Annotated in this window: 19 protein-coding genes and 1 pseudogene; 8 read left to right on the top strand and 12 right to left on the bottom strand. The window is 70.2% G+C overall.

What is annotated here, in order from left to right; all coding sequences use genetic code 11:
- Positions 1 to 50: 50 nt before the first annotated feature.
- Positions 51 to 1,565, bottom strand: coding sequence for a hypothetical protein (locus AB0436_RS22515; RefSeq protein WP_366469706.1), 1,515 nt, complete (start codon positions 1,563 to 1,565; stop codon positions 51 to 53).
- A 47-nt stretch (positions 1,566 to 1,612) separates the two neighbouring features.
- Positions 1,613 to 2,335 (bottom strand): phytanoyl-CoA dioxygenase family protein, encoded by a 723-nt coding sequence (locus AB0436_RS22510; protein ID WP_366469705.1) that lies wholly within the window; start codon positions 2,333 to 2,335, stop codon positions 1,613 to 1,615.
- A gap of 84 nt (positions 2,336 to 2,419) precedes the next feature.
- Here AB0436_RS22510 and AB0436_RS22505 point away from each other — a divergent pair.
- Positions 2,420 to 2,515 (top strand): annotated as a pseudogene (locus AB0436_RS22505) (mini-circle protein); the annotation flags it as partial.
- A 6-nt stretch (positions 2,516 to 2,521) separates the two neighbouring features.
- On the opposite strand, the gene AB0436_RS22500 reads toward AB0436_RS22505, so the two are convergent.
- The gene (locus tag AB0436_RS22500) at positions 2,522 to 3,190 is read right to left on the bottom strand and encodes a methyltransferase domain-containing protein (RefSeq protein ID WP_366469704.1); all 669 of its coding nucleotides are present in this window, start codon (positions 3,188 to 3,190) and stop codon (positions 2,522 to 2,524) included.
- Between the two features lie 78 nt (positions 3,191 to 3,268).
- The gene (locus tag AB0436_RS22495; protein ID WP_366469703.1) at positions 3,269 to 3,685 is read right to left on the bottom strand and encodes an ATP-binding protein; all 417 of its coding nucleotides are present in this window, start codon (positions 3,683 to 3,685) and stop codon (positions 3,269 to 3,271) included.
- A gap of 630 nt (positions 3,686 to 4,315) precedes the next feature.
- Here AB0436_RS22495 and AB0436_RS22490 point away from each other — a divergent pair.
- Positions 4,316 to 4,654 (top strand): MerR family transcriptional regulator, encoded by a 339-nt coding sequence (locus AB0436_RS22490; RefSeq protein WP_366469702.1) that lies wholly within the window; start codon positions 4,316 to 4,318, stop codon positions 4,652 to 4,654.
- Between the two features lie 54 nt (positions 4,655 to 4,708).
- On the opposite strand, the gene AB0436_RS22485 is transcribed toward AB0436_RS22490, so the two are convergent.
- Together AB0436_RS22485 and AB0436_RS22480 are read right to left on the bottom strand one after the other, a co-directional pair.
- Positions 4,709 to 5,944 carry a PP2C family protein-serine/threonine phosphatase gene (locus AB0436_RS22485; RefSeq protein ID WP_366469701.1) on the bottom strand — a complete coding sequence of 412 codons (1,236 nt, stop codon included), beginning with the start codon at positions 5,942 to 5,944 and terminating at the stop codon, positions 4,709 to 4,711.
- A gap of 234 nt (positions 5,945 to 6,178) precedes the next feature.
- Positions 6,179 to 7,696 carry a CehA/McbA family metallohydrolase gene (locus AB0436_RS22480; RefSeq protein ID WP_366469700.1) on the bottom strand — a complete coding sequence of 506 codons (1,518 nt, stop codon included), beginning with the start codon at positions 7,694 to 7,696 and terminating at the stop codon, positions 6,179 to 6,181.
- A gap of 204 nt (positions 7,697 to 7,900) precedes the next feature.
- Between AB0436_RS22480 and AB0436_RS22475 the strand changes: the two genes are divergently transcribed.
- The 3 genes from AB0436_RS22475 (at position 7,901) to AB0436_RS22465 (ending at position 12,993) form a co-directional block, all read left to right on the top strand.
- Entirely contained in the window at positions 7,901 to 8,728 is an 828-nt protein-coding gene (locus tag AB0436_RS22475) for a TIGR03619 family F420-dependent LLM class oxidoreductase (protein WP_366469699.1), read from the top strand.
- Between the two features lie 425 nt (positions 8,729 to 9,153).
- Positions 9,154 to 11,760 (top strand): bifunctional FO biosynthesis protein CofGH, encoded by a 2,607-nt coding sequence (locus AB0436_RS22470; RefSeq protein ID WP_366469698.1) that lies wholly within the window; start codon positions 9,154 to 9,156, stop codon positions 11,758 to 11,760.
- A 117-nt stretch (positions 11,761 to 11,877) separates the two neighbouring features.
- Positions 11,878 to 12,993 carry an ADP-ribosylglycohydrolase family protein gene (locus AB0436_RS22465; RefSeq protein WP_366469697.1) on the top strand — a complete coding sequence of 372 codons (1,116 nt, stop codon included), beginning with the start codon at positions 11,878 to 11,880 and terminating at the stop codon, positions 12,991 to 12,993.
- Between the two features lie 92 nt (positions 12,994 to 13,085).
- Here the strand turns inward: AB0436_RS22465 and AB0436_RS22460 are convergent, their stop codons facing one another.
- The 4 genes from AB0436_RS22460 to AB0436_RS22445 form a co-directional block, all read right to left on the bottom strand.
- A complete protein-coding gene (locus AB0436_RS22460; RefSeq protein WP_366469696.1) occupies positions 13,086 to 14,678 on the bottom strand; it encodes a sodium:solute symporter family protein in 1,593 nt (530 codons plus the stop codon).
- Between the two features lie 478 nt (positions 14,679 to 15,156).
- Complete coding sequence (locus AB0436_RS22455; protein WP_366469695.1) at positions 15,157 to 15,366, bottom strand: DUF397 domain-containing protein; 210 nt, start codon at positions 15,364 to 15,366, stop codon at positions 15,157 to 15,159.
- Positions 15,367 to 15,546: 180 nt separating this feature from the next.
- Positions 15,547 to 16,404, bottom strand: a complete 858-nt coding sequence (locus AB0436_RS22450) for a helix-turn-helix transcriptional regulator (protein WP_366469694.1) — start codon at positions 16,402 to 16,404, stop codon at positions 15,547 to 15,549.
- A 239-nt stretch (positions 16,405 to 16,643) separates the two neighbouring features.
- Positions 16,644 to 17,372: a GPP34 family phosphoprotein gene (locus tag AB0436_RS22445; RefSeq protein WP_366469693.1), complete on the bottom strand. Its 729-nt coding sequence runs from the start codon at positions 17,370 to 17,372 to the stop codon at positions 16,644 to 16,646.
- 193 nt (positions 17,373 to 17,565) lie between these two features.
- Here AB0436_RS22445 and AB0436_RS22440 point away from each other — a divergent pair, with 193 nt between their 5' ends.
- Entirely contained in the window at positions 17,566 to 20,034 is a 2,469-nt protein-coding gene (locus AB0436_RS22440; protein ID WP_366469692.1) for a serine hydrolase, read from the top strand.
- A 319-nt stretch (positions 20,035 to 20,353) separates the two neighbouring features.
- Positions 20,354 to 22,036, top strand: a complete 1,683-nt coding sequence (locus AB0436_RS22435) for an MFS transporter (protein WP_366469763.1) — start codon at positions 20,354 to 20,356, stop codon at positions 22,034 to 22,036.
- 31 nt (positions 22,037 to 22,067) lie between these two features.
- Here AB0436_RS22435 and AB0436_RS22430 read toward each other — a convergent pair whose 3' ends face one another.
- The gene (locus AB0436_RS22430) at positions 22,068 to 22,478 is read right to left on the bottom strand and encodes a GtrA family protein (protein WP_366469691.1); all 411 of its coding nucleotides are present in this window, start codon (positions 22,476 to 22,478) and stop codon (positions 22,068 to 22,070) included.
- A complete protein-coding gene (locus AB0436_RS22425) occupies positions 22,475 to 23,452 on the bottom strand; it encodes a glycosyltransferase family 2 protein (RefSeq protein ID WP_366469690.1) in 978 nt (325 codons plus the stop codon). Before AB0436_RS22425 ends, AB0436_RS22430 begins: the two co-directional genes overlap by 4 nt.
- Before the next feature lie 124 nt (positions 23,453 to 23,576).
- Here AB0436_RS22425 and AB0436_RS22420 point away from each other — a divergent pair, with 124 nt between their 5' ends.
- Entirely contained in the window at positions 23,577 to 26,081 is a 2,505-nt protein-coding gene (locus AB0436_RS22420; RefSeq protein WP_366469689.1) for a YfhO family protein, read from the top strand.
- Positions 26,082 to 26,086 lie beyond the last annotated feature (5 nt).

The raw sequence follows: 26,086 nt of genomic DNA, 5'->3' as shown, positions 1-26,086 counted from the left end.
CATGGCGGGTACGTCAGCTCTGGGTGGGTCCTCTGCACAAGCTCTTCGCGTCAGGAACGGCTGTGCGGCCGCCCCCGCCGACGCCGGTACCGGGCCACCAGGACCACGACCACCACGACCATGCCGGCCACCGCGGCCCGGGCGAGCGGATCCCGGTAGGGCCGGTACGGCGGGGCGGGCGAAGCATCGAGCGGGATGGACGCGGTGTCGTTTCCGGGGGTGCGGTCGTACGGGTTGTACGTGCGGATGGTGCCCCGTGCGCCGGGCACCTGCCGGTCGATCCGGATGTGGAAGTCGATGGCGGTCGTGCCCCCTTCGTGCCGCACCTCGGAGAAGTCGTCGTAACCGATGTCGCAGACGACCGCCCCGCCGGGCTTCTCCGGCCGCTTGCACGCCCAGGAGCCGCCGGAGTCCTCGAAGGTGAACGGGATGGAGGTGACGGTGGTCCCCTCCGGCGGGACCACCTCGAAACGGCCCAGCGCCTCCGCGTCGCTCAGCCGGCCCGGACCGAGATCCCGCAGCCCGAGCCGCACCTTCACCGTGTCGCCGACCCGGCCCCGGACGGTTGCCGTCACCGGCTCGTAGTCGGCCTGCACGGTCGTCTCGACTCTGACGCTGCTGCTGCCGTCGCTCGTCAGGCCGCGGTCGGCCGTCCTGGTCAGGGTCAGCGGAGCGCCCTTGCCGCGCACGGTGAGGCCGTCGGGCTTCCCGGTGTCGGGCTTCCCGGTGTCGGGCGTTCCGGTGTCGGACGACCAGCTGTAGGTCACCGTCCCGGTCAACTCCCCGGCCCCACCTGCCGTATAGCTGACCGGGGAGCTGGTGCGGTACGCCCTGCCCGGTGCGGCCTTGGCGGCGAACGTGCACCATGCCGAGGTGTACGTGGTGTTGAAGGAGCAGTTGCCGGGGCGCGACGTCAGCCGCAGACCGCCCTGCGCGCTGATGCGCAGGGCGACGCCCCGCTTCGTCGTGAACCGGCTGTGGTTGGCGAACCTCGGGGTCAGCGACACGGACTTCCCCGGCCGGACGCCCTTCACCGCCTTCTCCGCCTTGGGCGTATGCAGCGTGGGACCGCCCACGGTCATCCGGGTGGTGCCGGCGACCGGGGCCGCGTTGTCGGCTGTCGCGGTGTAGGTCACGGTCCCGCTGTCCCCCGGCTCGACGCCGTCCACACCGTGCAGGGTGAAGGGCGCGTTGGCCTCCCCGTCACCGTTCTGCACGTCGCCGTACTCGCAGGTGAACACCGGGCCCCCGCCGGTGCAGTTCCCGTACCCGCCCTTCGCCGCCCGGGCGACACCGGCCAGCCCCGACGTATCCACCACGACCTTGACGTTGCGGGCCGCGTCGCCGTCGCTGCGCTCGACGGCGACGGGCACCACGAAGTCACTGTTCGCGGCCCCGGCGCCCTCGTCGGCGTTGTACATGCGAAAAGTCCCCGGGGCCCCCAGCCGCAACGCCACCTCGCGTGACCCGTCGGCCGCTGCGGGCACCACGGCCGTGGCGAGGACAGCGGCGAGACTCGCCGCCAGGGCGGCCGGGCGTCGGGTGATCCGTATCCGTCGGAGCATGCGGGGCACTATGCCAGCGGGGCTGGGCCGGCGGGCGCCGGGCCGGCTCAGGGCGTGAGGGGCCCGTAGTCGAGCCACGGGTCCTGGAGGAAGTCGTTTCGATGGGAGTCATGGTCCCGGGCGCTGATGCGGAAGTACAGCGCACGTCGTGTCCGGTCTGATGCGTAGTTGCCGCCGATGTTGTGGCCGAGGAGGTAGTGCGCGAGCAGCAGGTCCCCTGCCCGTCCCCTGATCTGTTCGGGCTCGGGCCAATCGATCGGTGGGTAGGCGCAGAACATCTGCGGGCCGTGATCGCGGAAGTATGCGGCGTGGGTGAGATGGGTGCCTGGCCAGACCCAGAGGTTGCCGGAGTTCTCCGTGAGCTGGTCAGACATCAGGATGCAGGCCAGGAGCGTGAACGTGCCCTGCACGGGCTCACCGGTCGGCTCCGGCCTGTCGGAATCGATGTGGGGGCCACCAGGACGGTGTGGGTACGGCGGGATGTTCAGTGCGACCTGGACCTGCCCGGGGTACTTCAATGTCCCGGTCCCGGCCAGTTGCTCGGCGAGACCGAACGCAGGGCTGCGGGTCAATGGCGCTCTGAGCGCCGGCTCGTCCTTGGTGCGGAGGAAGTAGAAGTGTTGGCCCAGCGTGCCGGTCGGAGGCGGGTCGGCGGCCACGACCTCGTCGATCCGCCCGGCCGCTTGGCGCAGAAGGTCGCCCTGTACCACCTGGGGTACCAGGACGAAGCCTCGCTCTGCGAACTCGTTCACCTGACTGTCGCTCAGCACACGGTGACCCTAGAGCGACGGGACTGCCGTCAGCGAAGGGTTTTCCGCCGCCGCCCGCATCGAGGCTCTTCTCAATCATGGCCGGCGGGTCCGCTCACCGCGGCGACCGACGATGACCCCGACCCCGAGATGCGAACAGCGGTCGACACCCCGCTGCACCAACACGTCGCCGCGTACGAGGGGCGTCTAGCCCTGCCGGCGAGATGGCCCCTGCCTAAGGGCGAGCAGCTGAACCTCCTGGAACTGCCGTCGGTCGGTCGGCTGAGGCTTGCGAACCATCCGGGCCACCTCCGCCAGCCCGGACTCGCGCAGCATCGCGGCGAGGTGATCAGGCGACCATCGATAGGCCACGGCGACTGTGTGATCGAAGGCCTGCGTCAGGTGAGACGGATCATCGCTTGCCGAAAAACAGAGCAGAAGGTGGCCGCCGGGTGCCAGCACGCGGTGGAACTCGGCCAGGATGACGGGGAGTTCCTGCGGCGGGGTGTGGATGATGGACCACCGGGAGAGTATGCCGCCCAGCACGCCGTCAGCGATGTTCAACGCGGCCATCGAGCCCACGTCGAACCGCAGTCCCGGGTAGGCCTGTCGGGCCAACTCGATCATCGCAGCAGAGGCATCGACACCGAACGCCGCCAGCCCCAGCTCGTCCAGATGAGCGGTGATATGGCCGGGCCCACACCCCAGGTCCGCGACCCGGCCGTCCCCGCTCGCAGTGACGACCTCGGCGAAGGCGCCCAGCATCGCGCGGTCCAGGGGACTGTCGCGCAGCGTGTCGCGGAACAGCTGCGCGTAGGTCGGGGCGGCAGCGTCGTAAGCATCGCGGGTGGCAGCGAGGGCATCGTGTTCGACCATGCTCGCCACGGTAGTTCCTGGTGCGGACGGTGTTCACGACCGTGTCGCCGAGCGTTGCCGTTCCCTGGGTCCGGCGCGTCACCTGGGGAGGCGAGCGAGGATGGTTTTGCCCTGTCCGGGGTCGAAGGTGACGGTCAGGCTGCTGGTCAGGGTGCGGACCATGCGCCAGCCGAAGCCGCCGGTGCCGCCGCTCAGGTCGGGGGTCCGCATCCGTGGGGGCGCGGGGCTGGGATCACTGACGGCGACGTTCACCGTATCCGGGGTAGCGCTCAGCTCGAGGGTGTAGCGGCCGCCGCCGTGACGCAGTGCGTTGGTGGTCAGTTCGGTGACCACCAGAGCGAGAGTTTCCGCGGTCTCGGTGGCAGGTACCGGGACGAGTCCGTCGGCGAAGGACCGGGCGATGTCGCGGGCGCGGGGCACGCCGGCCGGGCTGTCGGCCTCGAGGATCACGCCGGAGGAGGCACTTCCCGTGTCGGTCGTCGTGGTTTCGGTCATGTGCTGACACCCCGCCTGCGTCGGTTGTAGCGCTGGTCCAGGCTTGTGCCCCGGGATCCGGACTTCCAACCCATCCGCTACCTCATTCGGCGGGCGTACGGGCCAGGATATGGAGCTCCGGCCGTGTCGGAAATCTGTTGCCCGGAGAGTAGACATGAGCGCTCGCCGGAGTTAGTGTTTCCCTCGTAGCCAAGAAGTCGCAGAGAAGCGCGGCAGACATGAACTGCCGCGCATGCAGGTCAAGCAAGAGGCGGAACGGCAGGGGAGTGGCAGGGCCGGAAGTGGAGGGTCCTTTCACTGGCTGCCGGGCCGAGCGACCCCAGGGGTCGCACAGCAACACCCGCAACATTCAGCAGTACAGCCCATTGATGGAACGAGGAAGGAGCTCACCGCCATCAGGATCGCCCGGGCGAGGAACAGACCGCTCGGGTACCGCAGACCCCGGAACGGAAGGTGGTCCCCGGTCACACATCCGCGATCCCCGCACCTCCGCTCTTCCAGGCGGACACGCGGAAAAAGAAGGCCGGCGTAAATCAGCCGGCAGATGGTGTTGAAAGCTCGGGGCCCGAGTGCCGTACGGCACCCGGGCCCCTCGATGCGTCCTTCGAAGGAATTCGAAAGAAGAGGTTTATGCCCCCTAGCAGTTCCCGCCCCGTCGACAGCCTCGACGACGACGACTACCCCGCCTACACCATGGGCCGGGCCGCCGACATGCTCGGCACCACCCCCGCCTTCCTCCGGGCGCTCGGTGACAACCGCCTCATCACCCCGTTGCGCTCCGAGGGCGGCCACCGCCGCTACTCCCGCTACCAGCTGCGCATCGCCGCCCGCGCCCGCGAACTCGTCGATCAGGGCACCCAGATCGAAGCGGCCTGCCGCATCGTCATCCTCGAGGACCAGCTCACAGAAGCCCAGCGCATCAACGAAGAGCTGCGCGCCGACAACACCGGATCACAGACCTCGGCCTGACCGGACGCGCACCGCCGAACGACACACCGCCGAGCCGACCGCCCGTACCTTTTTTCAGAGGAGGACGGGCGTGACGGGCGGTAGCTGCGGTCCCGGTTGCCACTCGAAGAGCACGATGGTGGCGTCGTCACTTAGCTGGTGATTGTGGTGGGCGAGGATCGAGTGGATGAGGCGGCGCAGGACTTCGTAGGCAGGTTCTCCCGCGGCGGTGGCGCGGATGATGAAGTCGGCGAAGGTGTCCAGGCCGAACATCTCGCCCGAATCCGAGCGGGCTTCGGTGACGCCGTCGGTGTAGAGCAGGACCCGGTCGCGGGGCTGGAGCTGCTGGTGGTGCACGTGCCGCTCGTGGCCGGTGAACGTGCCCAGGCCCAGCGGGCTCTCCGGGGGGCGTTCGAGGGCGCCGTGCATCAGGCGTTGATCGCGGATGAGGAGCGGCGGGGGATGACCGGCGTTGGTCCAGGTCAGCTCGCCGGTGGGCAGGTCGAGGTGGGTGAAGACACCCGTGCAGTACCGGTCGGGGAACTCCGCGGCGAGGGTGTCGTCGACGTTGCCGGTCAGGTCCTTCAGGTCAGCGCCGCTGCGTCGGGCGTTGCGGCACCCGGCCAGGGCCACCGAGGTGGTCAGACCGGCCTTCAGGTCGTGGCCCATCGAGTCCAGGATCGTGGTGTGCAGGGTGTGGTCGATGAGCGAGTGGTCGAAGCCGTCCCCCCCGATGCTGTAGGCGGGCTCCAGGACAGCGGTGGACAGGACATTCTGGGCCTGCAGCGTGCGCGGCGGCAGGAACGCCCACACCATTTCGGCGGGCAGACGCATCGGCTCCCTGCGCTTGACGCCGGTGAAGATGTCGCTGTGGCTGCCCTTGGAGACCACGATCAAGGTGAGCAGTGTGGCGAACGACCGGCAGAACCGCAGGGTCGGGGCGTCGAGGCGATCACCGCGCAGGCCCAGTACACCCATACGCTCGACGCCGTCCATCATCGGCGTCCACAACTGAAGCCCGCCCGTCTCGGCTTCTGTGACGCGCAGCGAGGCGGTGCGGTAGGACCAGCCGGCGAGACTGTCATCGATATCCAGAACGGGCGGCTCCGGGTCGTCCTCCGGTGTCCCGGATCCCGGCATGGGGATGAGGACATCCTGCTGCACATCGGCGAGGTAGATCGTCACGTCCCGCAGACCCAGCCGGGCTGCGCAGCGGCTGGTCAGCTCCGGGAGCTCCCCGAGGCCGACCTGCTCGAACTCATGCAAAAGGTCATCCAGCGCCCGGAAGCCGACGATGGTCATCTCGTCCATGAGGCCACCCGCCTTCTGAAGGACCGCTGACGCAGCCGCCCCGTGTTACCGGGCCTCTCCGCGACGTCGCCGCCGGGCGTACGGCCAAGCGGCCGCACTACCCAGATAACCGCTGATCAGCGGGCCTGTCCACCGCCCGCCGATCTCAGCGCGAACCGAGGCCCCCGTACCTCACCGCAGACCCGTCCGTATTCGCCGGAACGCCGTTCGCCCTCCAGCCGGGGCGGCCTGGCCTCAGCCGCCCAGGAACACCGGATTCGTCAGCGCGGCCAACGGTCCCGGTAGCCCCGGCACCACCGGTGGGTGCCGGACTTCTGCTCGTACGTAAGCGGCGTACGCAGGTGTGGTCGCCCACTCCACCGCCGCCGCCCCGGAGGCCGGTAGCGCGACCGAGTACAGGGTCCCCTGGTCGGTGACGAAGTCCGCCGTGCACCCGGACGGCGCCCCGGTGACTTCGAGCCGGACCGTCACCGGGGTGTCGGCGGGCACCCGGAGCCGTTCCCCGATACCGGCGTGGCGCGCGCGGCCGCCGGACGCGCCGAAGGCGAGCGAGATCGCCGAGGACTCCGCGATGTAGGAGCGGCCGGCCCGGATGCCGGCCAGGATGGCTTCCCGGCTGAGTTCGTCGGCGAGCACCACGGTCTGCGGCAGGCCGACCCGGTCCGGGTCCCGGTGGGCGTCGCTGTTGCCCATCGCCGGGGTCCAGCCAGCGCCGCTGACCAGGGTGTTGTCCCAGTCGGCGACCGACACCTCGTCGTCCACCGTGTACGGGCCGTTCCACACCTCGACCGCGTCCGCTTCGCCGAAGCCGAACTTCCAGTTGCAGCCGATGCAGGTGGCGTGCGGGTGGGCGGGCACGACCAGGCCGCCGGCCCGGCGGATCTCCCGGGCGTAGTGGCCGAAGCGGTTGTCGCGGGCGCGGTAGCGCCAGTCCACCCAGGTGCCGTGGTCGGTGGCGATGCCCAGCACATGGCCGTTGCGGGTGGTGATCTCCTCGCCGGTGAGGATGAGCAGGTCGTCGCCCCACAGCCCGGCCCACGCGCTGTGCCCGGAACTCGTGTTGTGCTCACTGGTGTTGATGAAGTCGAGCCCGGCGGCGCGGGCCAGCGCGGCGATCGCGGCGGGCGTGCGCTTCCCGTCGGAGTGCACCGAGTGGATGTGGCAGTCGCCGCGGTACCAGGCCCGCCCGCGCCCCCTCGCACGCACCGGCGGATACACCGGCTCCGGCGTTACGGGGGCCGGCCCGAACCGCAGGGTGACCGTGACGGTGTACGACAGGCCGGCGGGGGCCGTGGTGTACGGACCCAGCGCGATGTGCCACCGGCCCGCCCGGATCGGCCCCGGCAAATAGCCGGGTGTCGCCCCGTCGGCGCGCAGGAAGAACTCGCTGCGCGCGCCGCCCGACCAGCCGCGGAACCCGTCCCCGCCGAGTGCGGTGCCCCGCTCGTCGAAGATGCCGATGTCGAGCGCGTTGCCCTGGGTGCCCGGGGGGACTGGCGGCTTCTCGTACGTGTAGGAGACGGCCAGTTCCCTTACGCCGTGCGGTACCTCCACCGGGAGGTACACGTAGTCCGGCGACCCGGGCGGCAGCGTGCCGTGCACGGTCCGTGTCCGGTCGGCGGGAGGCCCGTCACCGGGCGCGGCGCCCGCGGGCTCCGCGAAGCTCACGCTTACCGACGTAAGCGCGGTGGCGGCGCCCGTCACCAGCAGACCTCGCCTGCCCAGCTCGCCGGCCGTCTCTCCAGTGGTCATACCGACAGCCTCCAGGTGTCCGGTGGATCGCACGAGCGGTGTGGTCGAACCGATTCCTCATGTTGTATTGAGCCGTGAACCGGGCGCGAAGGGAAGGGCGCCTCCAGGTGGAGGCCCGGCGGCCGGGTGGCGCCGCGCCTCGGTTTTCCTGTGGGCCCGGCATATCCTCGGGCGGCCACCCGACCCACGGAGAGGGCTGACCCCATGCGGCTGAGCACCACGATCTTCCTGACGGACCTCACTGTCACCCCCGTGCGCCTGGCACGTGAACTGGAGCAACGCGGCTTCGCCGGGCTGTACCTGCCCGAGCACACCCACATCCCGGTGGAGCGCACCACGCCGTACCCGGCGGGCGGTGAGCTGCCCGACGAGTACGGCCGGACACTCGACCCGTTCGTGGCGCTGGCCCAGGCGGCCGCGGTGACCGACACCCTGACCCTGGGCACCGGCATCACGCTCATCGCTCAGCACGACCCGATCGACCTCGCCAAGCAGATCGCGACCCTCGACCACCTGTCGGGCAACCGCTTCACGCTCGGCCTCGGTTTCGGCTGGAACAAGGAGGAGGCCGCCGACCACGGCGTGCAGTGGGCGGAGCGCCGGGCTGTCGGCTGGGACCGGCTGGCGCTGATGCGGTCGCTGTGGGCGGCCGAACCGACCGCGTACACCGGGACGTTCGGCTCGGTACGCGCCAGCCACGCCCACCCCAAGCCGCGGGGTGGCAGGGTCCGCACCCTGGTGGGCGGGGCCGCGGGCCCCCAGCTCTTCGCGCGCATCGCCGAGTACGCGGACGGCTGGCTGCCGATCGGCGGCCGCGGCCTGAGCGAGTCGATCCCGGCGCTGCGCCAGGTGTGGACGGACGCGGGCCGCGACCCGGCAACCCTCCAGGTCGTGCCGTACGCCGTAGTACCCAGCGCCGGCAAGCTGGCCCGGTTCGCGGAGCTCGGCATCGAGGAGGTGGTGCTGCAGCTGCCGCCGGGTGACGAGAAGACGGTGCTGCGCGCGCTCGACGCGTACGCGGAACACCTCTGAGGTGTGCTCAAGGCCGTGAAGGGATCGGCCGGCGACGGCGGCGAAGTCGCCCGTTCAGTGGTCTCCGGGGCGGGTCACCGCGACCGGATCGCCGGGCAGGTCGCCGAGCGTCGCCGCCCCGCATCGACGTATTGGACGACGGCGGGGTGTACGAGGCCGACTGCGGCAGGACATGAGTGAAGCCTCGGCTCCCGCAGCCCCTGCCGCGTCGAGCCAGGTCGGCGAGACCGAAAACGCGGATGCTGTGCCCGACATCGTCTGCGACGAAGAGCTTGCTGCCGTACCAGGCCGGCCCACCCGCGTGGAGCGACAGTGGTGTGCAGCCGTCACCTCCGGAGCGGCCACCAACTGCACCCCTGAGGCATCGCCGCTGCGGCGCGCGGCCCCTGCGGCCGCTCGGCGAGGCCGCTCGTATGCTCGACGGCATGACTGATCCGCAGCTTGCGCAGCCCGCAGCCCCCACCGCGAACGCGATGCGCCGTGCGCTCAGGAGGGCGCGGGACGGTGTCGCCATCGACGCCGCGGAGGCGGCCGTACTGCTGCAGGCGAGAGGCGACGACCTGCGTGACCTGGCCGCTTCGGCGGCCCGGGTGCGGGATGCGGGGCTCGAGGCGGCCGGGCGGCCGGGGGTCATCACGTACTCGCGCAAGGTGTTCATTCCGCTGACCCGGCTGTGCCGCGACACCTGCCACTACTGCACCTTCGTCACCGTGCCCGGCAAGCTCAGGCGGGCCGGGCACGGGATGTATCTGTCGCCCGACGAGGTGCTCACGATCGCCCGGCAGGGGGCGGCGATGGGTTGCAAGGAGGCGCTGTTCACGCTCGGCGACCGGCCGGAGGACCGCTGGCCGGAGGCGCGGGAGTGGCTGGAGGCCGAGGGGTACGACGACACGCTGGCCTATGTGCGGGCGATGGCCATCCGGGTGCTGGAGGAGACCGGGCTGCTGCCGCACCTCAACCCGGGGGTGATGTCCTGGACCGACCTGCAGCGGCTGAAGCCGGTGGCCCCCTCGATGGGGATGATGCTGGAGACGACGGCGACCCGGCTGTGGAGCGAGCCGGGCGGCCCGCACCACGGCTCACCCGACAAGGAGCCCGCCGTACGGCTCCGGGTGCTGGAGGATGCCGGGCGCTCCAACGTCCCGTTCACCACCGGGGTGTTGATCGGCATCGGCGAGTCGTACGAGGAGCGCGCCGACGCGTTCTTCGAACTGCGCAGGACGGCGCGCTCCTACCACGGCATCCAGGAAGTCATCGTGCAGAACTTCCGCGCCAAGCCGGACACCGCGATGCGCGCGATGCCCGACGCGGAACTGGAGGAGCTGGCGGCCGCCATCGCTGTGGCCCGGCACATCCTGGGACCGTCGGCCCGTATCCAGGCGCCGCCGAACCTGGTGGACGCCGAGTACGCGCTGCTGATCGGTGCCGGCATCGACGACTGGGGCGGGGTCTCCCCGCTGACCCCGGACCACGTCAACCCCGAGCGCCCCTGGCCGCACATCGACGAACTGGCCGAGCGGACCGCGGACGCCGGCTTCCGGCTGCGTGAACGGCTCACCATCTACCCGGAGTTCATCCAGCGCGGTGAGCCCTGGCTGGACCCGCGGCTGCTGCCGCACGTCCGGGCCCTGGCCGATCCGGACACCGGCCTGGCCCGCGAGGACGTCATCCCGCAGGGGCTGCCCTGGCAGGAACCGGACGAGGGCTTCACCGCGACCGGCCGCACCGACCTGCACCACACCATCGACACCGAGGGCCGGACCTCCGACCGGCGTGACGACTTCGACGAGGTCTACGGGGACTGGGAGGCGCTGCGTGAACAGGCGGCGCCCGGCATGGTGCCGTCGCGTATCGACACCGACGTCAAGCAGGCGCTGACGCAGGCCGCCGCCGACCCGACGCTGCTCACCGACGACGAGGCGCTGGCCCTGCTGCACGCGGACGGACCGGCGCTGGACGCCCTCACCCGGATCGCGGACGAGCTGCGCCGCGAGGTGGTCGGCGACGACGTCACGTACATCGTCACCAGGAACATCAACTTCACCAACGTCTGCTACACCGGCTGCCGCTTCTGCGCCTTCGCCCAGCGCCGCACCGACGCCGACGCGTACACCCTGTCGCTGGACCAGGTCGCCGACCGGGCCGCCCAGGCCTGGGACGTGGGCGCGGTCGAGGTGTGCATGCAGGGCGGCATCCATCCGGACCTGCCGGGTACCGCGTACTTCGACATCGCCCGGGCGGTGAAGGAACGCGTCCCCGGCATGCATGTGCACGCCTTCTCGCCGATGGAGGTGGTGAACGGCGCCACCCGCACCGGGATGTCCGTCCGCGAATGGCTCACCGCGGCCAAGGAGGCCGGCCTCGGCTCGCTCCCCGGCACGGCAGCCGAAATCCTCGACGACGAGGTCCGCTGGGTCCTCACCAAGGGCAAACTGCCGACGGCCACCTGGATCGAGGTCATCAGCACCGCGCACCAACTGGGCCTGCGCACCTCATCGACGATGATGTACGGCCACGTGGACCAGCCCCGCCACTGGCTCGGCCACTTCCGCACGCTCGCCCGCATCCAGCAGACCGCGCTCGCTCACGGCGTCGCCGGTTTCACCGAGTTCGTCACCCTGCCGTTCATCCACACCAACGCCCCCGTCTACCTGGCCGGCATCGCCCGCCCCGGCCCCACCACCCGCGACAACCGGGCGGTCACCGCGATGGCCCGGCTGCTGCTGCACCCGTACATCACCAACATCCAGACGAGTTGGGTCAAGCTGGGCACCGAGGGTGCCGCCGAGATGCTGCGCTCCGGGGCGAACGACCTGGGGGGCACGTTGATGGAGGAGACCATCTCCCGGATGGCGGGCTCCAGTTACGGCTCGTACCGCTCGGTCCAGGACCTGGTCGGCATCGCGGATCTGGCGGGCCGGCCGGCCCGGCCCCGTACGACGCTGTACGGCGAGGTGCCGGAGGAGCGGGTACGGGCGGCCGCGGCGTCGGACGGGCATCTGCCGGAGCTGCTGCCGGTGCTTGGGGAGTGACGGCCGACGACTCCTGGGTCCTGTACGGCCGATCTTTGCCGGGGCCCCGGGCTGATCCGACAAGACCGACCGGACAGGACCTGGGCGCGTGAGGGCGGTCGATTAGAGTGCTTCGCCATGAGCGCATCACCCACTCCCCTCTGGGGCCGGACCGAGCAACAGGACTTCCGCAGCCGCGTCCGCGGTTGTCTGCTCGGCGGCGCCCTCGGTGATGCGCTCGGCGCGGGTGTCGCCGGTCTCGACCTCGCCGCGATACGCGAGACTCACGGCCCGGACGGCCTGACCGACCTGGCCCCCGCCTTCGGCAGACGCGGCGCGGTCACCGCCGCCACCCAGCTGTCGCTGTTCACCGTCGACGGACTGATACGGGCCCAGGTGCGGCGCGACACCGGCGCCTGGCACCCGCCCACCGACGTCTACCGCGCCCATCTGCGGTGGGCCGCCACCCAGAACGACTGGGGCCCCGACGAGCGCCGCAAGGACAACGGCTGGCTCGCCTGCGAGGAGTGGCTCTACACCCGCCGCGATCCGGCAACGACCTGTCTGCTCGGCCTCGGCGACGACGTGATGGGCACCCTGGAACATCCGAGGAACCCCACCGCCCGCGACGCCGCGGCGGTCAGCCGCTCCGCGCCCTTCGGGCTCCTCGTCGGCTGGGAGCCCGGACTGGTCTTCCAACTGGCCGTGGAATGCGCCGCCCAGACCCACGGCCACCCCACCAGTTACCTGAGCGCCGGCGCCTTCGCGGTGACCGTGCACGGTCTGGGGCGCGGCGACAGCCTGGACGCCGCGGTCCAGCGCGCCCTCGCCCAGCTCGCGGCCCGCCCGGGCCACCAACCGGTGACCGACGCCCTGCAGCACGCGCTCGGCGCCGTACGCCAGGGCATGCCGAACCCGGAGCGCGTCGAGTCGCTGGGCAACGGCGAGGTGGCCGAGGACGCGCTCGCCATCGGCGTCTACTGCGCGCTGGTCGGCGAGGATGTACGGCACGGTCTGCGGCTCGCGGTGAACCACAGCGGCCCGTCGGCCGCCACCGGGGCGATCTGCGGCGCCCTGCTGGGCGCCCTGCACGGCGAGACCGCACTGCCGCCGGCCTGGCTCGCCGAGCTGGAGGGGCGTGCCACCGTCCTGGAGCTCGCCGACGACTTCGCGATGGAGATGACCCAGGGGCCCGCCCTGCACGGCCCGGCGCTCAGCACACCCGGCTGGCTGGCCCGGTATCCGCGGGGCTGAGCCGTGCGGTCTCGTCCGGTGCCGTCCGGTGTCGTCCAGTGCCGGACGTGGGTGGGCCCGCCCCCCGGGACGGGCCCACCCACCCGGGGGCGTCAGCTGCCGGCGCCCTCGTGTCCCAGCACCTTCTCGTCGCCGGGAGCGCCCGGAGCCGGCACCGTGGCGGCGGCCGCGTCCGGTCCCGTGCCGGGTCCTTCGCCGTCCGAGTTGATCTTCGCGATGATCGCATCGCGCTCCGGGGTGTCCTCGGGCCGGATGAAGCCGATGAGGATGTAGAGCACCAGCGAGATCGCCAGCGGCAGCGAGACCTGCCACTCCAGGGCGACGTCCGTGTTGGTCGAGCCGTCCAGGTGGTAGTTGGTGAAGAAGAACGCGAGCAGTCCCGCCGCCCAGCTGACCAGCGCCGCCGTCGGCCCCGACTTACGGAAGCTGCGCAGCAGACCCAGCATGAACGGGATCGCGATCGGACCCATCAGTCCGGCCACCCACTTGATGACGACGGTGATGATGTCCTTGAACGTCGGCGAGTTGATCTGGGTCGCCAGCGCCATCGACAGGGCCAGGAACGACAGCGTCGAGATCCGCGCCGCCAGCAGCCCGGTGCGGCTGTTCCAGCTGCGCGCCGCCTTCGATATCACCGGGACGATATCCCGGGTGAAGACCGCCGAGATCGCGTTGGCGTCCGAGGAGCACATGGCCATGGTGTGCGAGAAGAAGCCCACCACGACCAGGCCCAGCAGACCGTGCGGCAGCAGCGACTCGGTCATCAGGGCGTACGAGTCCGAGGCGTCCGGCTTCTGCGCGTGCACCAGCAGCGGAGCGCACCACATGGGGAAGAAGAGGACGGTCGGCCAGACGATCCACAGCACAGCCGAGAGCTGCGCCGAACGCGTCGCGGAACGCGCGGAGTCGGTGGCCATGTAGCGCTGGGCCTGGTTCCACATACCGCCGTTGTACTCGAAGGTCTTGATGAAGAGGTACGCCAGCAGGAAGGTCACCGTGTACGGGCCCGCCGTCGGGTCGGAGTGGCCGGAGGGCAGCTTGTCCCAGATGGTCCACAGCGCGCTGAAGCCGCCCAGCTTGGCCATCGCGGCGACCAGCATCGCCACGCCGGCGATCAACTGGATGATGAACTGCCCGAGTTCGGTGAGCGCGTCGGCCCACAGGCCGCCCACCGTGCAGTAGACGGCGGTGATGATGCCGGTGATGAGGATGCCCTGGGTGAGGGTGACCCCGGTGAACACCGAAAGGAGGGTGGCGATGGCCGCCCACTTCGCGCCGACGTCCACGATCTTCAGCAGCAGCCCCGACCACGCCAGCGCCTGCTGGGTGGGCAGGTTGTAGCGGTCCTTCAGGTATTCGAGCGGCGACGAGACGCGCAGCCGCGAACGCATCCGGTTGAGCCGTGGGGCGAAGAGCTTCGCCCCGATCCCGATGCCGATGGCGATCGGCAATGACCAGGTGACGAATGAGGTGATGCCGTATTGGTAGGAAATTCCGGCGTAGCCGGTGAACATCACCGCGCTGTATCCGGACATGTGGTGCGAGATGCCTGACAGCCACCACGGCATTCTGCCGCCGGCCGTGAAGAAGTCACTCACATCGTCCACGCGCTTGTGCGACCAGAGGCCGATCGCGATCATCACACCGAAATAGCCGATGAGCACGGCCCAGTCGAGACTGTTCATGTGCCCCCTCCAGGGGTCCGCCGGTACTGAGTTCACCCTGATGACTGTTCGCCGGGATGAACGGGGAGCACTTCGCCAGTACGTCGAGTGGGCGGCGCCCCCGTGCGGGAGAAGGGGACAGCACGGATTGAACCCTCCGTCCGGAGGGGTGGTCAAGGGTTTTCGTGGTCACAAGCATGAACGCAGATCAGCAACTAGAACGATTTTGCCTGCTCTTGACCCGTGGGGCAGTTGTTCTCGCAGTGACGGGGGCCACACCATGGGCGAACACTTCGTCATGCGCGGTCATTGCGTGCTCATTGCGTGCTCATACAGAACGGCCGCACGGGATGCGGGTCCCGTGCGGCCGAGATCAGGAGGGGTTCCGGACTGCTTCGCTCCTGTAACCGCGTCGACGTACTGGCCGAGCCCCCTCGGCCGGGACGGCGGTCCAGTCGAGAGGGCTCTGTCTGTCGCGCGGCGGGAAGGGCCTGAGGCATCAGGCGAGGTCGGAGGCGCCCCGGCTCACATCTGTGACGAACGCAGTCCATGATCCGGGGGCGAAATCGAGACGCGGACCCGCGGTGACCTTGGAATCCCTTACCGAAATGGTCTGCACAGCGGGGGATTTGACCTCGACGCATGCGCCGTTTCCCGCGGAATAGGACGACTTGATCCACTTCTCGTCTGCACCCTGCTGAATCGCCATGTTCGCTCCGGTCTAGCCAGTGTCCAGTGGTGCCACCGTTCTTGATGGCGCGATTGACGCTACTCGTCAACGTGTCCCCGTGAGACGGGCGTTCACTCGACCGGATGGCATATACCTCTGGAGTCTTCCACCGGGGTGCTGTGCGGTGTATCGTCCGCCGACGTCTTGCGAATTGCCGTTTCAGCGGGCGAATTCCTTGGCTACGTCCGAAATGAACTGACGTGTCTGATCCGCGTTGAGAGCCTGGGCCCGCAGGTGCTCGTACATCACGCTGTACCGCTGCACGTCCGGCGCCTTTTCCAGGTAGAGATCGCTGGTGACGCCCTCGATGTAGACGACGCTCGAATCGCCCGCATCGGGGAACTCCAGAATCGCGTACTGCCCGGTGACTCCCGGATGCGCGCCCACCTCGAACGGCAGCACCTGCAGGGTGACATGAGGCAGCTGCGACCATTCGATCAGGAACTCCAGCTGCTCGATCATCGACTGCCGGTCCCCGACGACCCGGCGCAACGTCGCCTCGTCGAGCACCACCCACAGCCGCAGCGGGGAGTCGGCTGCCTGCAGCCGGTCCTGGCGGCGCAGCCGGACCTGGACGCGCTTCTCGATGTCGGTCGTCGAGGTCTCCGGCATCGCGCCGGTGATCAGCGCCTCCGCGTAGCGACGCGTCTGCAGCAGGCCCGGAAGGACCTGCGACTCGTACACCCGGATCGAGGCGGCATCGGTCTCCAGACCGATGTAGACGCTGTACGGGATGTCGCCGAAGGCGTGCCACCAGCCTTGCTGGCGCGAGTCCTTGGCCATCTGCATCAGCGAATCGACGATGCGGTGGTCCTCGACCTCATATACCCCGCAGAGATCGCGGACGTCTCGCTGGCTGATGGAACGGCGGCCGTTCTCCAGGCGGCTGATCTTCGACTGGGAGACCAGCAGGCGCTCCGCGACCTGCTCGGCCGTCATGTTCTTCTGCTCGCGCAGTTTGCGGAGCTCCTGACCCAGTCGGCGTCGCCTGACAGTGGGATTGACGTTGGACGCCACGGGAACTGCACCTCCGGCTTTGTGCCTGCTTACTGCCTTGGTGCCCAGAAGATTGCCATCAATGCAACGCACTGCGCTGGGAAATGGCCAGAGAGTGAGCGCGCGGGGCCGGCTGTGTGCCGGCCCCGCGCGTCATGCGGCTCCCGAACCGGGTCTGTGGGGACGTCGGTGCGGCGGACTGGTGCTGCGTCTCCGGGCCGGGGCCCGGTCGTCAGTGCAACCAGTCGTCAGTAGTCGATTCAGTGCGCTGCCACGTGGGCCATCGACCCGTGGGCCATCGCCCCGTGGTGCGACTGCATCGGTGCACTGCTGACTGGTGCGGGTGCTGCCCGTCGCGGCTGTGCGGCCGCGCCGTTCTGAACGTCCATCACGGCATGTGCCACGAGGCCGCCCATGGGATCGTGCCTGATCAGATCCCGGAGGCGGGAGCGCGATGAACGCCCCTCGTTGCCGGGGTAGAGGTGCTTGCCGAGCCCCACTGCGTGAGCGAGCGCGGCGAGCGCCGCGGTCCGCGGGTCCGGCGGTACGCCGGTGCGGATCGCACTGTCCAGCCGGGACCTGATGTCCCTGCTGATTGCCGTCTCCGTCGCCTGGTAGCGAGTCGTCGGCAGCACTCCGCACATCTGGCCCGCCACGGCATGCACCATGCCGCACCGCTCCAGATGAGCGAGGTAAATCTGGCGCAGCCCCAGCCGGGGCCCGCCAATCCAGTGGACCGCCCGAACCGGGCTGCCGCGTCTGCGCAGCAGTTCCAGTGCGGAGTCCAGTGTCGGATCTCCTGTCGGCCGTGCCATCACCACGGCGATACGATCCCCATCAGGGGCTATCCGTCCTGCCAGAGCCAGCTCTACTAGCTGGGCCCCGGCCAGGCCGAGGTCGAGCGACTGCGGCTGCGCTGTGGTACCCGTGGTCGGGTCCAGAGCGAGCAGTAGAAGCTCTTCCGGAATCGTTCTACGGCTCCTGCCCATCCATGCCTCCCCGCGTGGATGAATGACAGGGTGACCCCTCTCACATTGGTCTGTCGAGAGCGCCTGGGTGTTTCGTGCGGTAATCGATACTTATGTCGTTCTCGTCCGGTGCGGCGGTTAAGCGCCCACACAGGACACTGGTAGATGGTTCGGACAGGCGGGAATTCCCGCGCGGCGTATCCAGGAGGCATCGGTGGCGGGCGAGTCCCCCGAGAAGTCGGAGCAGCGGAAGTCGTCGGGGGCGGCGACTTCGGGCACAAGCGATCCGCGGCTTGCGGTCTTCCGGGCGGTGCCTGATCCGGACGATCGGGCGGTGACGGGATCGCAGTCGGGTGACGCGCGACTGCGGGAGGCGGTGGCGGCGTGGGTCGCCGGGGCGGATTCGCCGTCCGGTGCGGATACGGATGCGGATGCGGGTTCCGGTACGCCGTCGGCCGGTGCCGGTGCCGGTGCCGGTGCGGACGCGGACGCGCCGGAGGCCGAGCGGACCCGGGTGCTGCCTCAGGCGACCTCGCCCGAGGTCGACGACACCCCTGCGGCCGCGGACCCGCCGTCCGACGGGGACGGCTCGGGTGCCGACGCGCCCGCGGGGGCGGACGAACCGGCCGCGGATGATGCGGGCGATGTGCACGGCGCGGACGGGGACGACGAGTCGGCCGCTTCCGGGCCCGCACCCGAGGCGGACGGCGGCGATGAGCCCGCCGAGGGCGGCGCTGAAGCCGCCTCAGAGGGCGCGGAAGCCGCGGGTGGGGCTCCGGATGCTGCCGCCGGCGCAGCGGCCCGTACAGAGGCCGATGCCGACTCCGATGCCGATGCGGACTCCGATGCCGATGCGGCTTCCGGCGCTGACGCTGCCTCGGCAGCGGACTCGGAGCCCGATGAAGACGCCGAGCCCGCGGCGAACGTGACCGAGGGCGGCGATCCTGACTCCGGGGTCGACGCGGGTAGCACTGCGCCCGCCGACCCGGCTGCCTCGGCGGCAAGCCCGGAATCGGACACCGACCCGGACACCGGCAGCCGCAACGCCGACGACGAGGCCCCCGACGCGGCCGACGACGAAGCCGCCGACGCGGCTGACGACGAGGCCGCCGACGCGGCCGCCGACGAAGCGCCGGACGGCGAAACCACGGACGCGGCCGACACGCCGCCCGCCGATCAGCCCACCGGCGTCTTCCGGATGCCCAAGCGGCCCGCCGTGGACCAGCCCACCACCGCCCTGAAGCGCAGCACCTTCGTCCCGCTGCGCCCCGACGACGTACCCGGCGAGCGGAAGAAGCCCGCCGTCCCGAACTGGGCGGCGAAGTCGTCCTCGGCTGCCCCGTCCGCCGAGGCGGCCGCGCAACCGGACGCCGTCGAGCGGACCCGGCAGCAGCCGCTGCCGCCCAAGCCGCCGCTCGACCTGCTGGCCGAGCTGACCAACACCCCGCCTCCGCCGCAGACTCCGGTCCGCACCGTGCTGCGGCGGTTCAAGATCTGGACGCCGCTGGTCCTGCTGCTGGCGATCATCTTTGCGATCGTGCAGGCCGTACGACCGCTGCCGGCTCCCCAGCTCGGGCTCACCGCAGACTCCACGTACACCTTCAAGGGCGGGCTCGACCTGCCCTGGCCGGACGAGGGCCAGTCGGCCGTGGAGGTCGACGGGGTCGGCAGCCTCGGTACGCACGGCAAGGTGCAGCCGTCGCCGACCGCGAGCATGGCCAAGGTGATGACGGCGTACGTGGTGCTCCACGATCACCCGCTGACCGGCAAGCAGACCGGACCGAAGATCACTGTCGACAAGCAGGCGGGGCAGGAGGCCAACTCTCCCGACGAGTCGACGGCTCCGATCAAGGAGGGGCAGCAGTACACCGAGAAGCAGATGCTTGAATTGCTGATGATCCCCTCGGGCAACAACGCGGCGCGGCTGCTGTCCCGCTGGGACGGTCCGACCAAGGACTTCGTCAAGAAGATGAATGACGCCGCCGCCGATCTCGGCATGGCCGACACCACGTACACCGACCCCAGCGGTCTCACCGCGACCACCGTCAGCACCGCCACCGACCAGCTGAAACTGGCCAAGGCGGTCATGCGGAACGATGTGTTCCGGGAGATCGTCAACACCCCGCAGATCAAGATCCCGGGGATCCCGAACATGATCTACAACAACAACCGGCTGTTGCTGAAGCCCGGCGTGAGCGGCGTGAAGACCGGTTCCTCCACTCCGGCCGGCGGCAACCTGCTCTGGGCCGCGGACACGATCATCGACGGCAAGTCGCGGCGGATCGTCGGTGTGGTGATGGGCCAGAAGACCGGCACCACGCTGGACTCGAAGCTGCAGCGGGCGATCGACAACAGTTACAAGCTGATCCAGGCGGCGCAGCACGACGTCACATCGGCCACGGTCGTGAAGAAGGGCGAGGTCGTGGGGTATGTGGACGACGGGCTGGGCGGGAAGACGCCGGTCGTCGCCACGAAGGAGCTCAGGGCGGTCGGCTGGCCCGGCCTGCAGGCCGACCTGCACATCGGGGACGCCGGCAAGGCCGTGCCGCACTCGGCGAAGGCGGGGACCGTGGTCGGCCGGCTGACGGTCGGGTCGGGTCCCGGCATGGTGTCCGCACCGGTCGCGCTGCAGCAGGACCTGGCCGCTCCCGGCTTCGGAGCCAAGCTGACCCGGCTCGGCTGAGCCACCGGGCGGCACCCTTGGGCTGCCGCCGCCGGTATTTCTGACCGGCGGCGGCAGCCCATTTCGTACGTGTTAGCGTCGCTGGGGGGCAACTCCGGGCGCAGGGACGGCGTCCTCCTTCGCAGGAGATTTCGGGGGACATTCGCGGGAGAAGCGAGCCTTGGTGACCACTGCAGAGCCGACGCGTGAAGAAGACCGGCGCAGCCCCGCCGGGGGCGGCACAGCCCTGCCCGCGCGGGGCCGGTCGGCCGCATGGTGGCCGGGCGCCGACCGGGGCTGGACGTGGGCGAAGGGTCACCCCGTCGTCATCGCGACCGTGGTGGCCGCCGTGGCGCACATCGTCTGGTTCTTCTTCTTCGCGAACAGCGGCGGTGACCTCGCCGCGCAGGACGCCTGGTCCGAGTTCGTCGGCCGTCACCCGGCCTCCGCGTACAACCTCGCCTGGTACGGCGGGATGCACCCCGTTTCGTACAGCGTGGTCTCGCCGTATCTGATGTCGCTGCTCGGCGTCCGCACCACGATGATGATCGCCGGGACGGGCTCGGCGGCGCTGACCGCGCTGATCCTGGTCCGGGTCCGCGCCGTCCGCAATCCGCTGGTCTGCGCGCTCGCCGCCGACTTCGCCTTCCTGTGCAACGCGATGTCCGGCCGGGTGACCTTCGGGCTCGGCACCCTGTTCGCCCTCGCCTCGGTCGCCGCGGTGTTCTGCTGGCCGCACCGCTGGCGGACGAAACGCTGGGCGAAGGCCGCGGTGGCCGCCCCGCTCGCCGGGATCGCTACCGCGAGCAGTCCGGTCGCCGGGCTGTTCCTCGGGGTGGTCGCGGCTGCGCTGTTCCTCAACAAGCGCCGTCCGGGGGCGTACGCCGTCGGCCTGGCACCGGTCGCCGTCGTGGCGCTCTCCGCCTGGCTGTTCCCCTTCTCGGGCACCCAGCCGATGTCGGTGGGAACGGCCTCGCTGCCGTTCCTGTACGGCATCTTCATCCTGTTCCTGGTCCCCAAGGACTGGCGCACGGTCCGCACCGGCGCGGGCGTCTACGCCCTGGGCGTGCTGCTGACCTGGCTGATCTCCTCCGAGATCGGCTCGAACATATCGCGCCTCCCGATGCTCTTCGCCGGGGTGGTGATGCTGGCCGCCCTCCCTTACACGGTGCCGCGCTCGCGCAAGTGGTACGCGGTGGGGATCGCCTTCATCGGCCTCAACGTCTGGATCGGCTTCAAGAGCGTCGACGACATCGTGCGCACCGCCCCCGCCGCCTCCTGGACGCGCGAACTGGCCCCGCTGGTGAACCAGCTGGAGACGGTGGGCGCGGACAAGGGCCGGGTGGAGGTCGTCCCCGCCAGCAGCCACCGCGAGGCGTCGGCGCTCGCCCCGTACGTCAACCTCGCACGCGGCTGGAACCGCCAGGCCGACATGGAGCGCAACCCGCTCTTCTACGACGACACCCTGGACGCCGACAACTACCGGACCTGGCTCGACCGCTGGGCCGTGCGGTACGTGGTCCTGCCGAAGGGCGCGCCGGACTCCTCCGGAGGTACCCAGGAGGAGAAACTGGTCCAGGACGGCCAGCCGTACCTGAAGCGGGTCTGGGGCGACGCCAACTGGCAGCTGTTCGCCGTGGACGCGCCGACCCCGATGGCCGAACCGCCGGCGACGGTGCAGCGTGCCGCGGAGGGCGAGCTGACCATCAAGGTGAAGGCGGCCGGCCGGGTGCTGATCCGCGTCCCGTACTCCCCGTGGCTCGGCCTGGTGGACGACAACGGCAAGAGCCTCCCGCGCCCGAAGGAGACGGACGCGTCCAAGCAGCGGACCGACGGAGAACCGAAGACCTTCGCCAACGTCCACGGCTGTCTGACGAAGACCGACAAGGACGCCGACGGCGACGAGTGGACGGAACTCCTCGCCCCGAAGGCCGGCGTCTACCACCTGGCGTCGCCCTACCAGCTGCCCCGCGGAACCCCGTGCCCCACCGAGCTCCAGCACCCGGTGACACCGGGCGGCTGAGACCCCCTTCCGCCCGGAAAAGTGTCCACCCTCAACAGGCGTCCGTGAGCGTCCGGGGTTCCGGGCGCAGCATGATCGTGCGGGATACCAGGAAAGTGATGGGGATGGCGGCCGCCGCCGCGATCAGTGGTGCGTAGGTGTCGTTCATGCCGAGCCGATCGACCAGCAGATAGACACCGCCGGTGGTGATGGCGAAGTTCGCCACGTTGGTCAGCGGAAAGAGCAGGAACTTCCGCAGGGTCGGCGGGGTCCGGTAGGTGAAGCGGCTGTTCAGGAAGAACGAGCCGACCATGCTCAGGAGGAAGGCGAGGACGTGCGCGCCGACGTACGGCAGCCCCGCCCCGTGCAGCAGCACCAGGTAACAGACGTAGTACGTACCGGTGTTGACCGCTCCGACCAGGGCGAATCTGATCAGCTGGGCCGTTGTCCGCCGGCTCGTCATCGGTGGATCAGCTCCCCGCGATCCGGCTCCGCCCGGCGTCGTACGTCCTGGTCGGTGGCCGCCACCAGGTAGTGCGGGCGGCGCTTCACCTCGTAGTAGATGCGGCCGACGTACTCGCCCACGACCCCGACCATGACCATCTGCACGCCGGACAGCGCCGTGATCGCGACGAGCAGGGTCGCGTAGCCGGGCGTGTCCACGCCGTTGACGAGGGTCGCGACCACGATCCAGGCCGCGTACAGCATCGCGAGCGAGAGAAGCAGGAAACCGAGGTAGAGCGCGGCGCGCAGCGGCTTGTTGTTGAAGGAAATGAGTCCGTCGAGGCCGTAGTTGAGGAGCTTGCCGAAGCTCCACTTCGAGCGGCCCTGCTCACGCACCGCGTTCTCGTACGCAAACGTCGTCGTGCGGAAGCCGACCCAGGCGAACAGCCCCTTGGAGAAACGGTTGTTCTCGGAGAGCCGCAGGACCGCGTCCACGGTGCGGCGCGAGAGGAGCCGGAAGTCGCCGACTCCGTCGACCAGTTCGACGTCCACGAGGCGGTTGATCAGCCAGTAGTAGGCGCGTGCCATGACGGTTCTGGTGACGCGGTCGCCCTTGCGGGTGCGCTGGGCGATGACCTGGTCGTAGCCCTGGGCGTGCAGCTCGAGCATGCGGCGGACGAGTTCCGGCGGGTGCTGGAGGTCGGCGTCCATGATGACCACCGCATCGCCGGCCGCATGTTGGAGGCCCGCCAGCATCGCGGCTTCCTTGCCGAAGTTCCGGCTGAAGGAGATGTACCGTCCGCGCGGGTCCGCCCGTGCGCACGCCTCGAGCAGATCGAGGGTGGTGTCCGTGCTTCCGTCGTCCACATAGACGATTTCGAATGCGTGGCCCATGTCCTGGGTCAGCGTGACGAGTTCCCTCGTCACATGGTGGTGGAAGCGTTCGATGATTTCCGCTTCATTGAAACACGGGACGACTATCGAGATCAGCACGGATAAACAACACCCGACCGGCATGACCGGAGGGGTGGACACACATGAACTTCGCGCAGCTGACTCATGAACGAATCCGGCCCCTTGCCCAGTTTCCGCGCGGCTGATGGAATATTCGATTTCCATGCCCACCCTGGAATTCGTACGCGGCCGCCGGCACGGCCGTAGCGCACCCCTCGCCGCCCTGATCACCGCGGTCGCCGTATGCGCCGGGGATGCCGTCGCACGGCAATACCCCTTCGGCCCGCACAGCCGTGGCATCAACGACCTCGGGGCACAGTTCGTACCCTTCCACGCCCACCTGTGGGATCTGCTGCACGGCACGGCACACGGCGGGCTGCTGCTCAACTGGCAGTCCGGGTTCGGTGCGGCCTCGCTGCCCGATCTCGGCACCTATCTGACCAGTCCGTTCGCCCTGCTGGTGGGCTTGTTCCCGCGCGATCGGATCGATCTCGCGGTGTATGTCGTCACCGTGCTCAAGATGGCCGTGGCCGCCGCGACCATGGCGGCCGTCCTGCCGGGACTGTCCCGTACCTCCACCCGCAACTCCCCCCGCGCCGCCCCGTGGTGGGCCGCAGCGCTTCTCGGTGCCTGCTACGCGCTCTGCGGGTGGTCGCTCATCGAGGCCTCGTACAACCCGATGTGGCTGGACGGCCTGATCGCCTTCCCCCTGCTGTGTCTGGTGGGCGAATGGGCGCGTACCGCGCGCCGCCCCGTCCTCGGCCCGCTGATCGTCGCGCTCGCCTGGCTGGCCAACTTCTACACCGCCTACATGGCGACCCTCGGCGCCGCCCTGGCGCTGATCCTGCGGCTGCTGCTGGACCGCGATGCCTCCGCGCGGGAGCGGGCGCGCACCGTCGGCAGGGCGGCCTGGCGGGTCGCGCTGGGCGTCGCGCTCGCCGCGCCCGTGCTGCTGCCCGTGTATCTGGGGACCCGGCACGCCTACCCCGGCGCTACGACCGCCTTCTCGCCGTCGCCGTGGACCGCCGTGTTGGCCAGGGCCATGCCCGGCACGTACAGCTTCCTCTCCCCGGCCGTCTTCGTCGGGGCCGGCGCGCTGCTGCTCGTCGGCGGGCTGGCCTTCGACCGGAACGTCCCCGCGCGGGAACGTCTCGGCTGGGTCGGACTGGTGGTCGCCGTCGCGGTGTCCCTGCAGTGGGGCCCCACCAGCCTCGCCTGGCACGCCTTCGCGATACCCAACGGCAGCCCGTACCGGGAGACGTTCGTGCTGGCCGGAGTGGTGGTGATCGCCGCGTGGACCGCGCTGTCCCGGGGCGGACCCGGCAGGCGACCCGTGCTGTACGGCGCCGGGCTGCTGGCGGTGCTCTGGCTCGGCGCCGCGTCGAACGCGTTGTCCAGCAAGCCGTCCCTGGCGCTCTTCGTCCTCGCGGTGGCCGGTGCGGGTACCGGGCTGCTGCTGGTGCGCCGCCGCGGTCGCTGGTCGGCGGCCGCGGCCGCCGTCCTGCTGTTCGGCAGCCTGCTGGGGCAGGCCACCACGGCCATGGCGTACGGCGACCACGCCAAGCTCGTGAAGTTCGCGGCGTACCCGACCTGGGGCCCCGACCAGGCGGCCCGTGCCGCCGCCGTGAGGAAGGCCGACGGCTGGCCCGCCTACCGCACCGACCCCGGCCGCGCCCAGGTCAGTTCGAACGATCCGCTGCTCATCGGCGGCGAGGGCGCCGGCTACTACAGCAGCATGACGGCGGACGCCTACACGACGATGATGCGGGCGCTCGGCGCGGGCTGGACCTCGGGCGGACGCGTCATCCAGAGCCTCGACAACCCCGTCACCGACGCGATCTTCTCGGTGGGCGCCCGGCTGCGCACCGAACCGGGCCGCGCACCGGTCACCGTCCGCGAGGACGTGCCGCCACTGGTCACCGTACGGCCACCGACGCTGCCCGCCGGGGTCGTCACCGGCGCCGGCACCGACCCGTCGACCGGCAGACCGCGCTACGGCTCCTCACCGTTCCACAACCAGGAGGCGCTGCTCGGCGCGGCCGTCTACACCGTGCCGGCCTCCCGGGTGTGTCCGGTCGGCCGCGAGGCGTACCTGTCGGCGCCCGACTTCTGGGGCACGGCGCGCCTCGGCTCCGGCCCGGCGGTCGAACTGCGCGGTGCGCTGCCGAAGTTCCGGGCCGCCGTCGCCTCGCTCGGCACCGTGCGCGGGACGGGCGAGCGGATCACCTTCCGCGACAAGGCCGGCCGCCCGGCGGCGCCGGCCGACTGGAGCGTCGGCTGCCTCGACCGCGGCAGACTCGCCACCGCCGTCGACCGCCTGAAGAAGTCGGCCGCCGTGTCCCTGCGGGTTTCCGGCAGCGGCGTGCACGCCGTACTGCCCCGTGCCGCCACCGGTTACGCCGTGCTGTCCGCGCCCCGTATCGCCGGCTGGACGTGCGACGGGCGGCCCGCCGCGTCGTACCTGGGCCTGGTCGCCGCGCCGCTGCACGGCGGTGGCACGGTGGACTGCTCGTTCCGGCCACCGGGCCTGAAGGCAGGCGGAGCAGCCGGTTCCGCTGCTGTTCTCGTACTGATCGGCATCGCGGTGTTCTCCCGTCGACTCGGCGTCACGAAGCATTCATCCGACCACCATGTGCACGTGGTCCGCCGGGCGGAACAGCTGACGTAAGTTCC

Origin of the sequence: Streptomyces sp. NPDC051322 (genome assembly GCF_040689485.1) — a bacterium.
Taxonomy (GTDB): Bacteria; Actinomycetota; Actinomycetes; order Streptomycetales; family Streptomycetaceae; genus Streptomyces.
The sequence above is the reverse complement of the archived record's forward strand: the minus strand, read 5'-3'. Positions and strand labels throughout refer to the sequence as shown.

Bases quoted from the DNA above. Each gene is read 5' to 3' on its own strand.
- AB0436_RS22515 (WP_366469706.1), bottom strand. From the start codon at position 1,565: ATGCTCCGACGGATACGGATCACCCGACGCCCGGCCGCCCTGGCGGCG.
- AB0436_RS22500 (WP_366469704.1), bottom strand. From the start codon at position 3,190: ATGGTCGAACACGATGCCCTCGCTGCCACCCGCGATGCTTACGACGCT.
- AB0436_RS22495 (WP_366469703.1), bottom strand. From the start codon at position 3,685: ATGACCGAAACCACGACGACCGACACGGGAAGTGCCTCCTCCGGCGTG.
- AB0436_RS22490 (WP_366469702.1), top strand. From the start codon at position 4,316: ATGCCCCCTAGCAGTTCCCGCCCCGTCGACAGCCTCGACGACGACGAC.
- AB0436_RS22485 (WP_366469701.1), bottom strand. From the start codon at position 5,944: ATGGACGAGATGACCATCGTCGGCTTCCGGGCGCTGGATGACCTTTTG.
- AB0436_RS22480 (WP_366469700.1), bottom strand. From the start codon at position 7,696: ATGACCACTGGAGAGACGGCCGGCGAGCTGGGCAGGCGAGGTCTGCTG.
- AB0436_RS22475 (WP_366469699.1), top strand. From the start codon at position 7,901: ATGCGGCTGAGCACCACGATCTTCCTGACGGACCTCACTGTCACCCCC.
- AB0436_RS22470 (WP_366469698.1), top strand. From the start codon at position 9,154: ATGACTGATCCGCAGCTTGCGCAGCCCGCAGCCCCCACCGCGAACGCG.
- AB0436_RS22465 (WP_366469697.1), top strand. From the start codon at position 11,878: ATGAGCGCATCACCCACTCCCCTCTGGGGCCGGACCGAGCAACAGGAC.
- AB0436_RS22460 (WP_366469696.1), bottom strand. From the start codon at position 14,678: ATGAACAGTCTCGACTGGGCCGTGCTCATCGGCTATTTCGGTGTGATG.
- AB0436_RS22455 (WP_366469695.1), bottom strand. From the start codon at position 15,366: ATGGCGATTCAGCAGGGTGCAGACGAGAAGTGGATCAAGTCGTCCTAT.
- AB0436_RS22445 (WP_366469693.1), bottom strand. From the start codon at position 17,372: ATGGGCAGGAGCCGTAGAACGATTCCGGAAGAGCTTCTACTGCTCGCT.
- AB0436_RS22430 (WP_366469691.1), bottom strand. From the start codon at position 22,478: ATGACGAGCCGGCGGACAACGGCCCAGCTGATCAGATTCGCCCTGGTC.
- AB0436_RS22420 (WP_366469689.1), top strand. From the start codon at position 23,577: ATGCCCACCCTGGAATTCGTACGCGGCCGCCGGCACGGCCGTAGCGCA.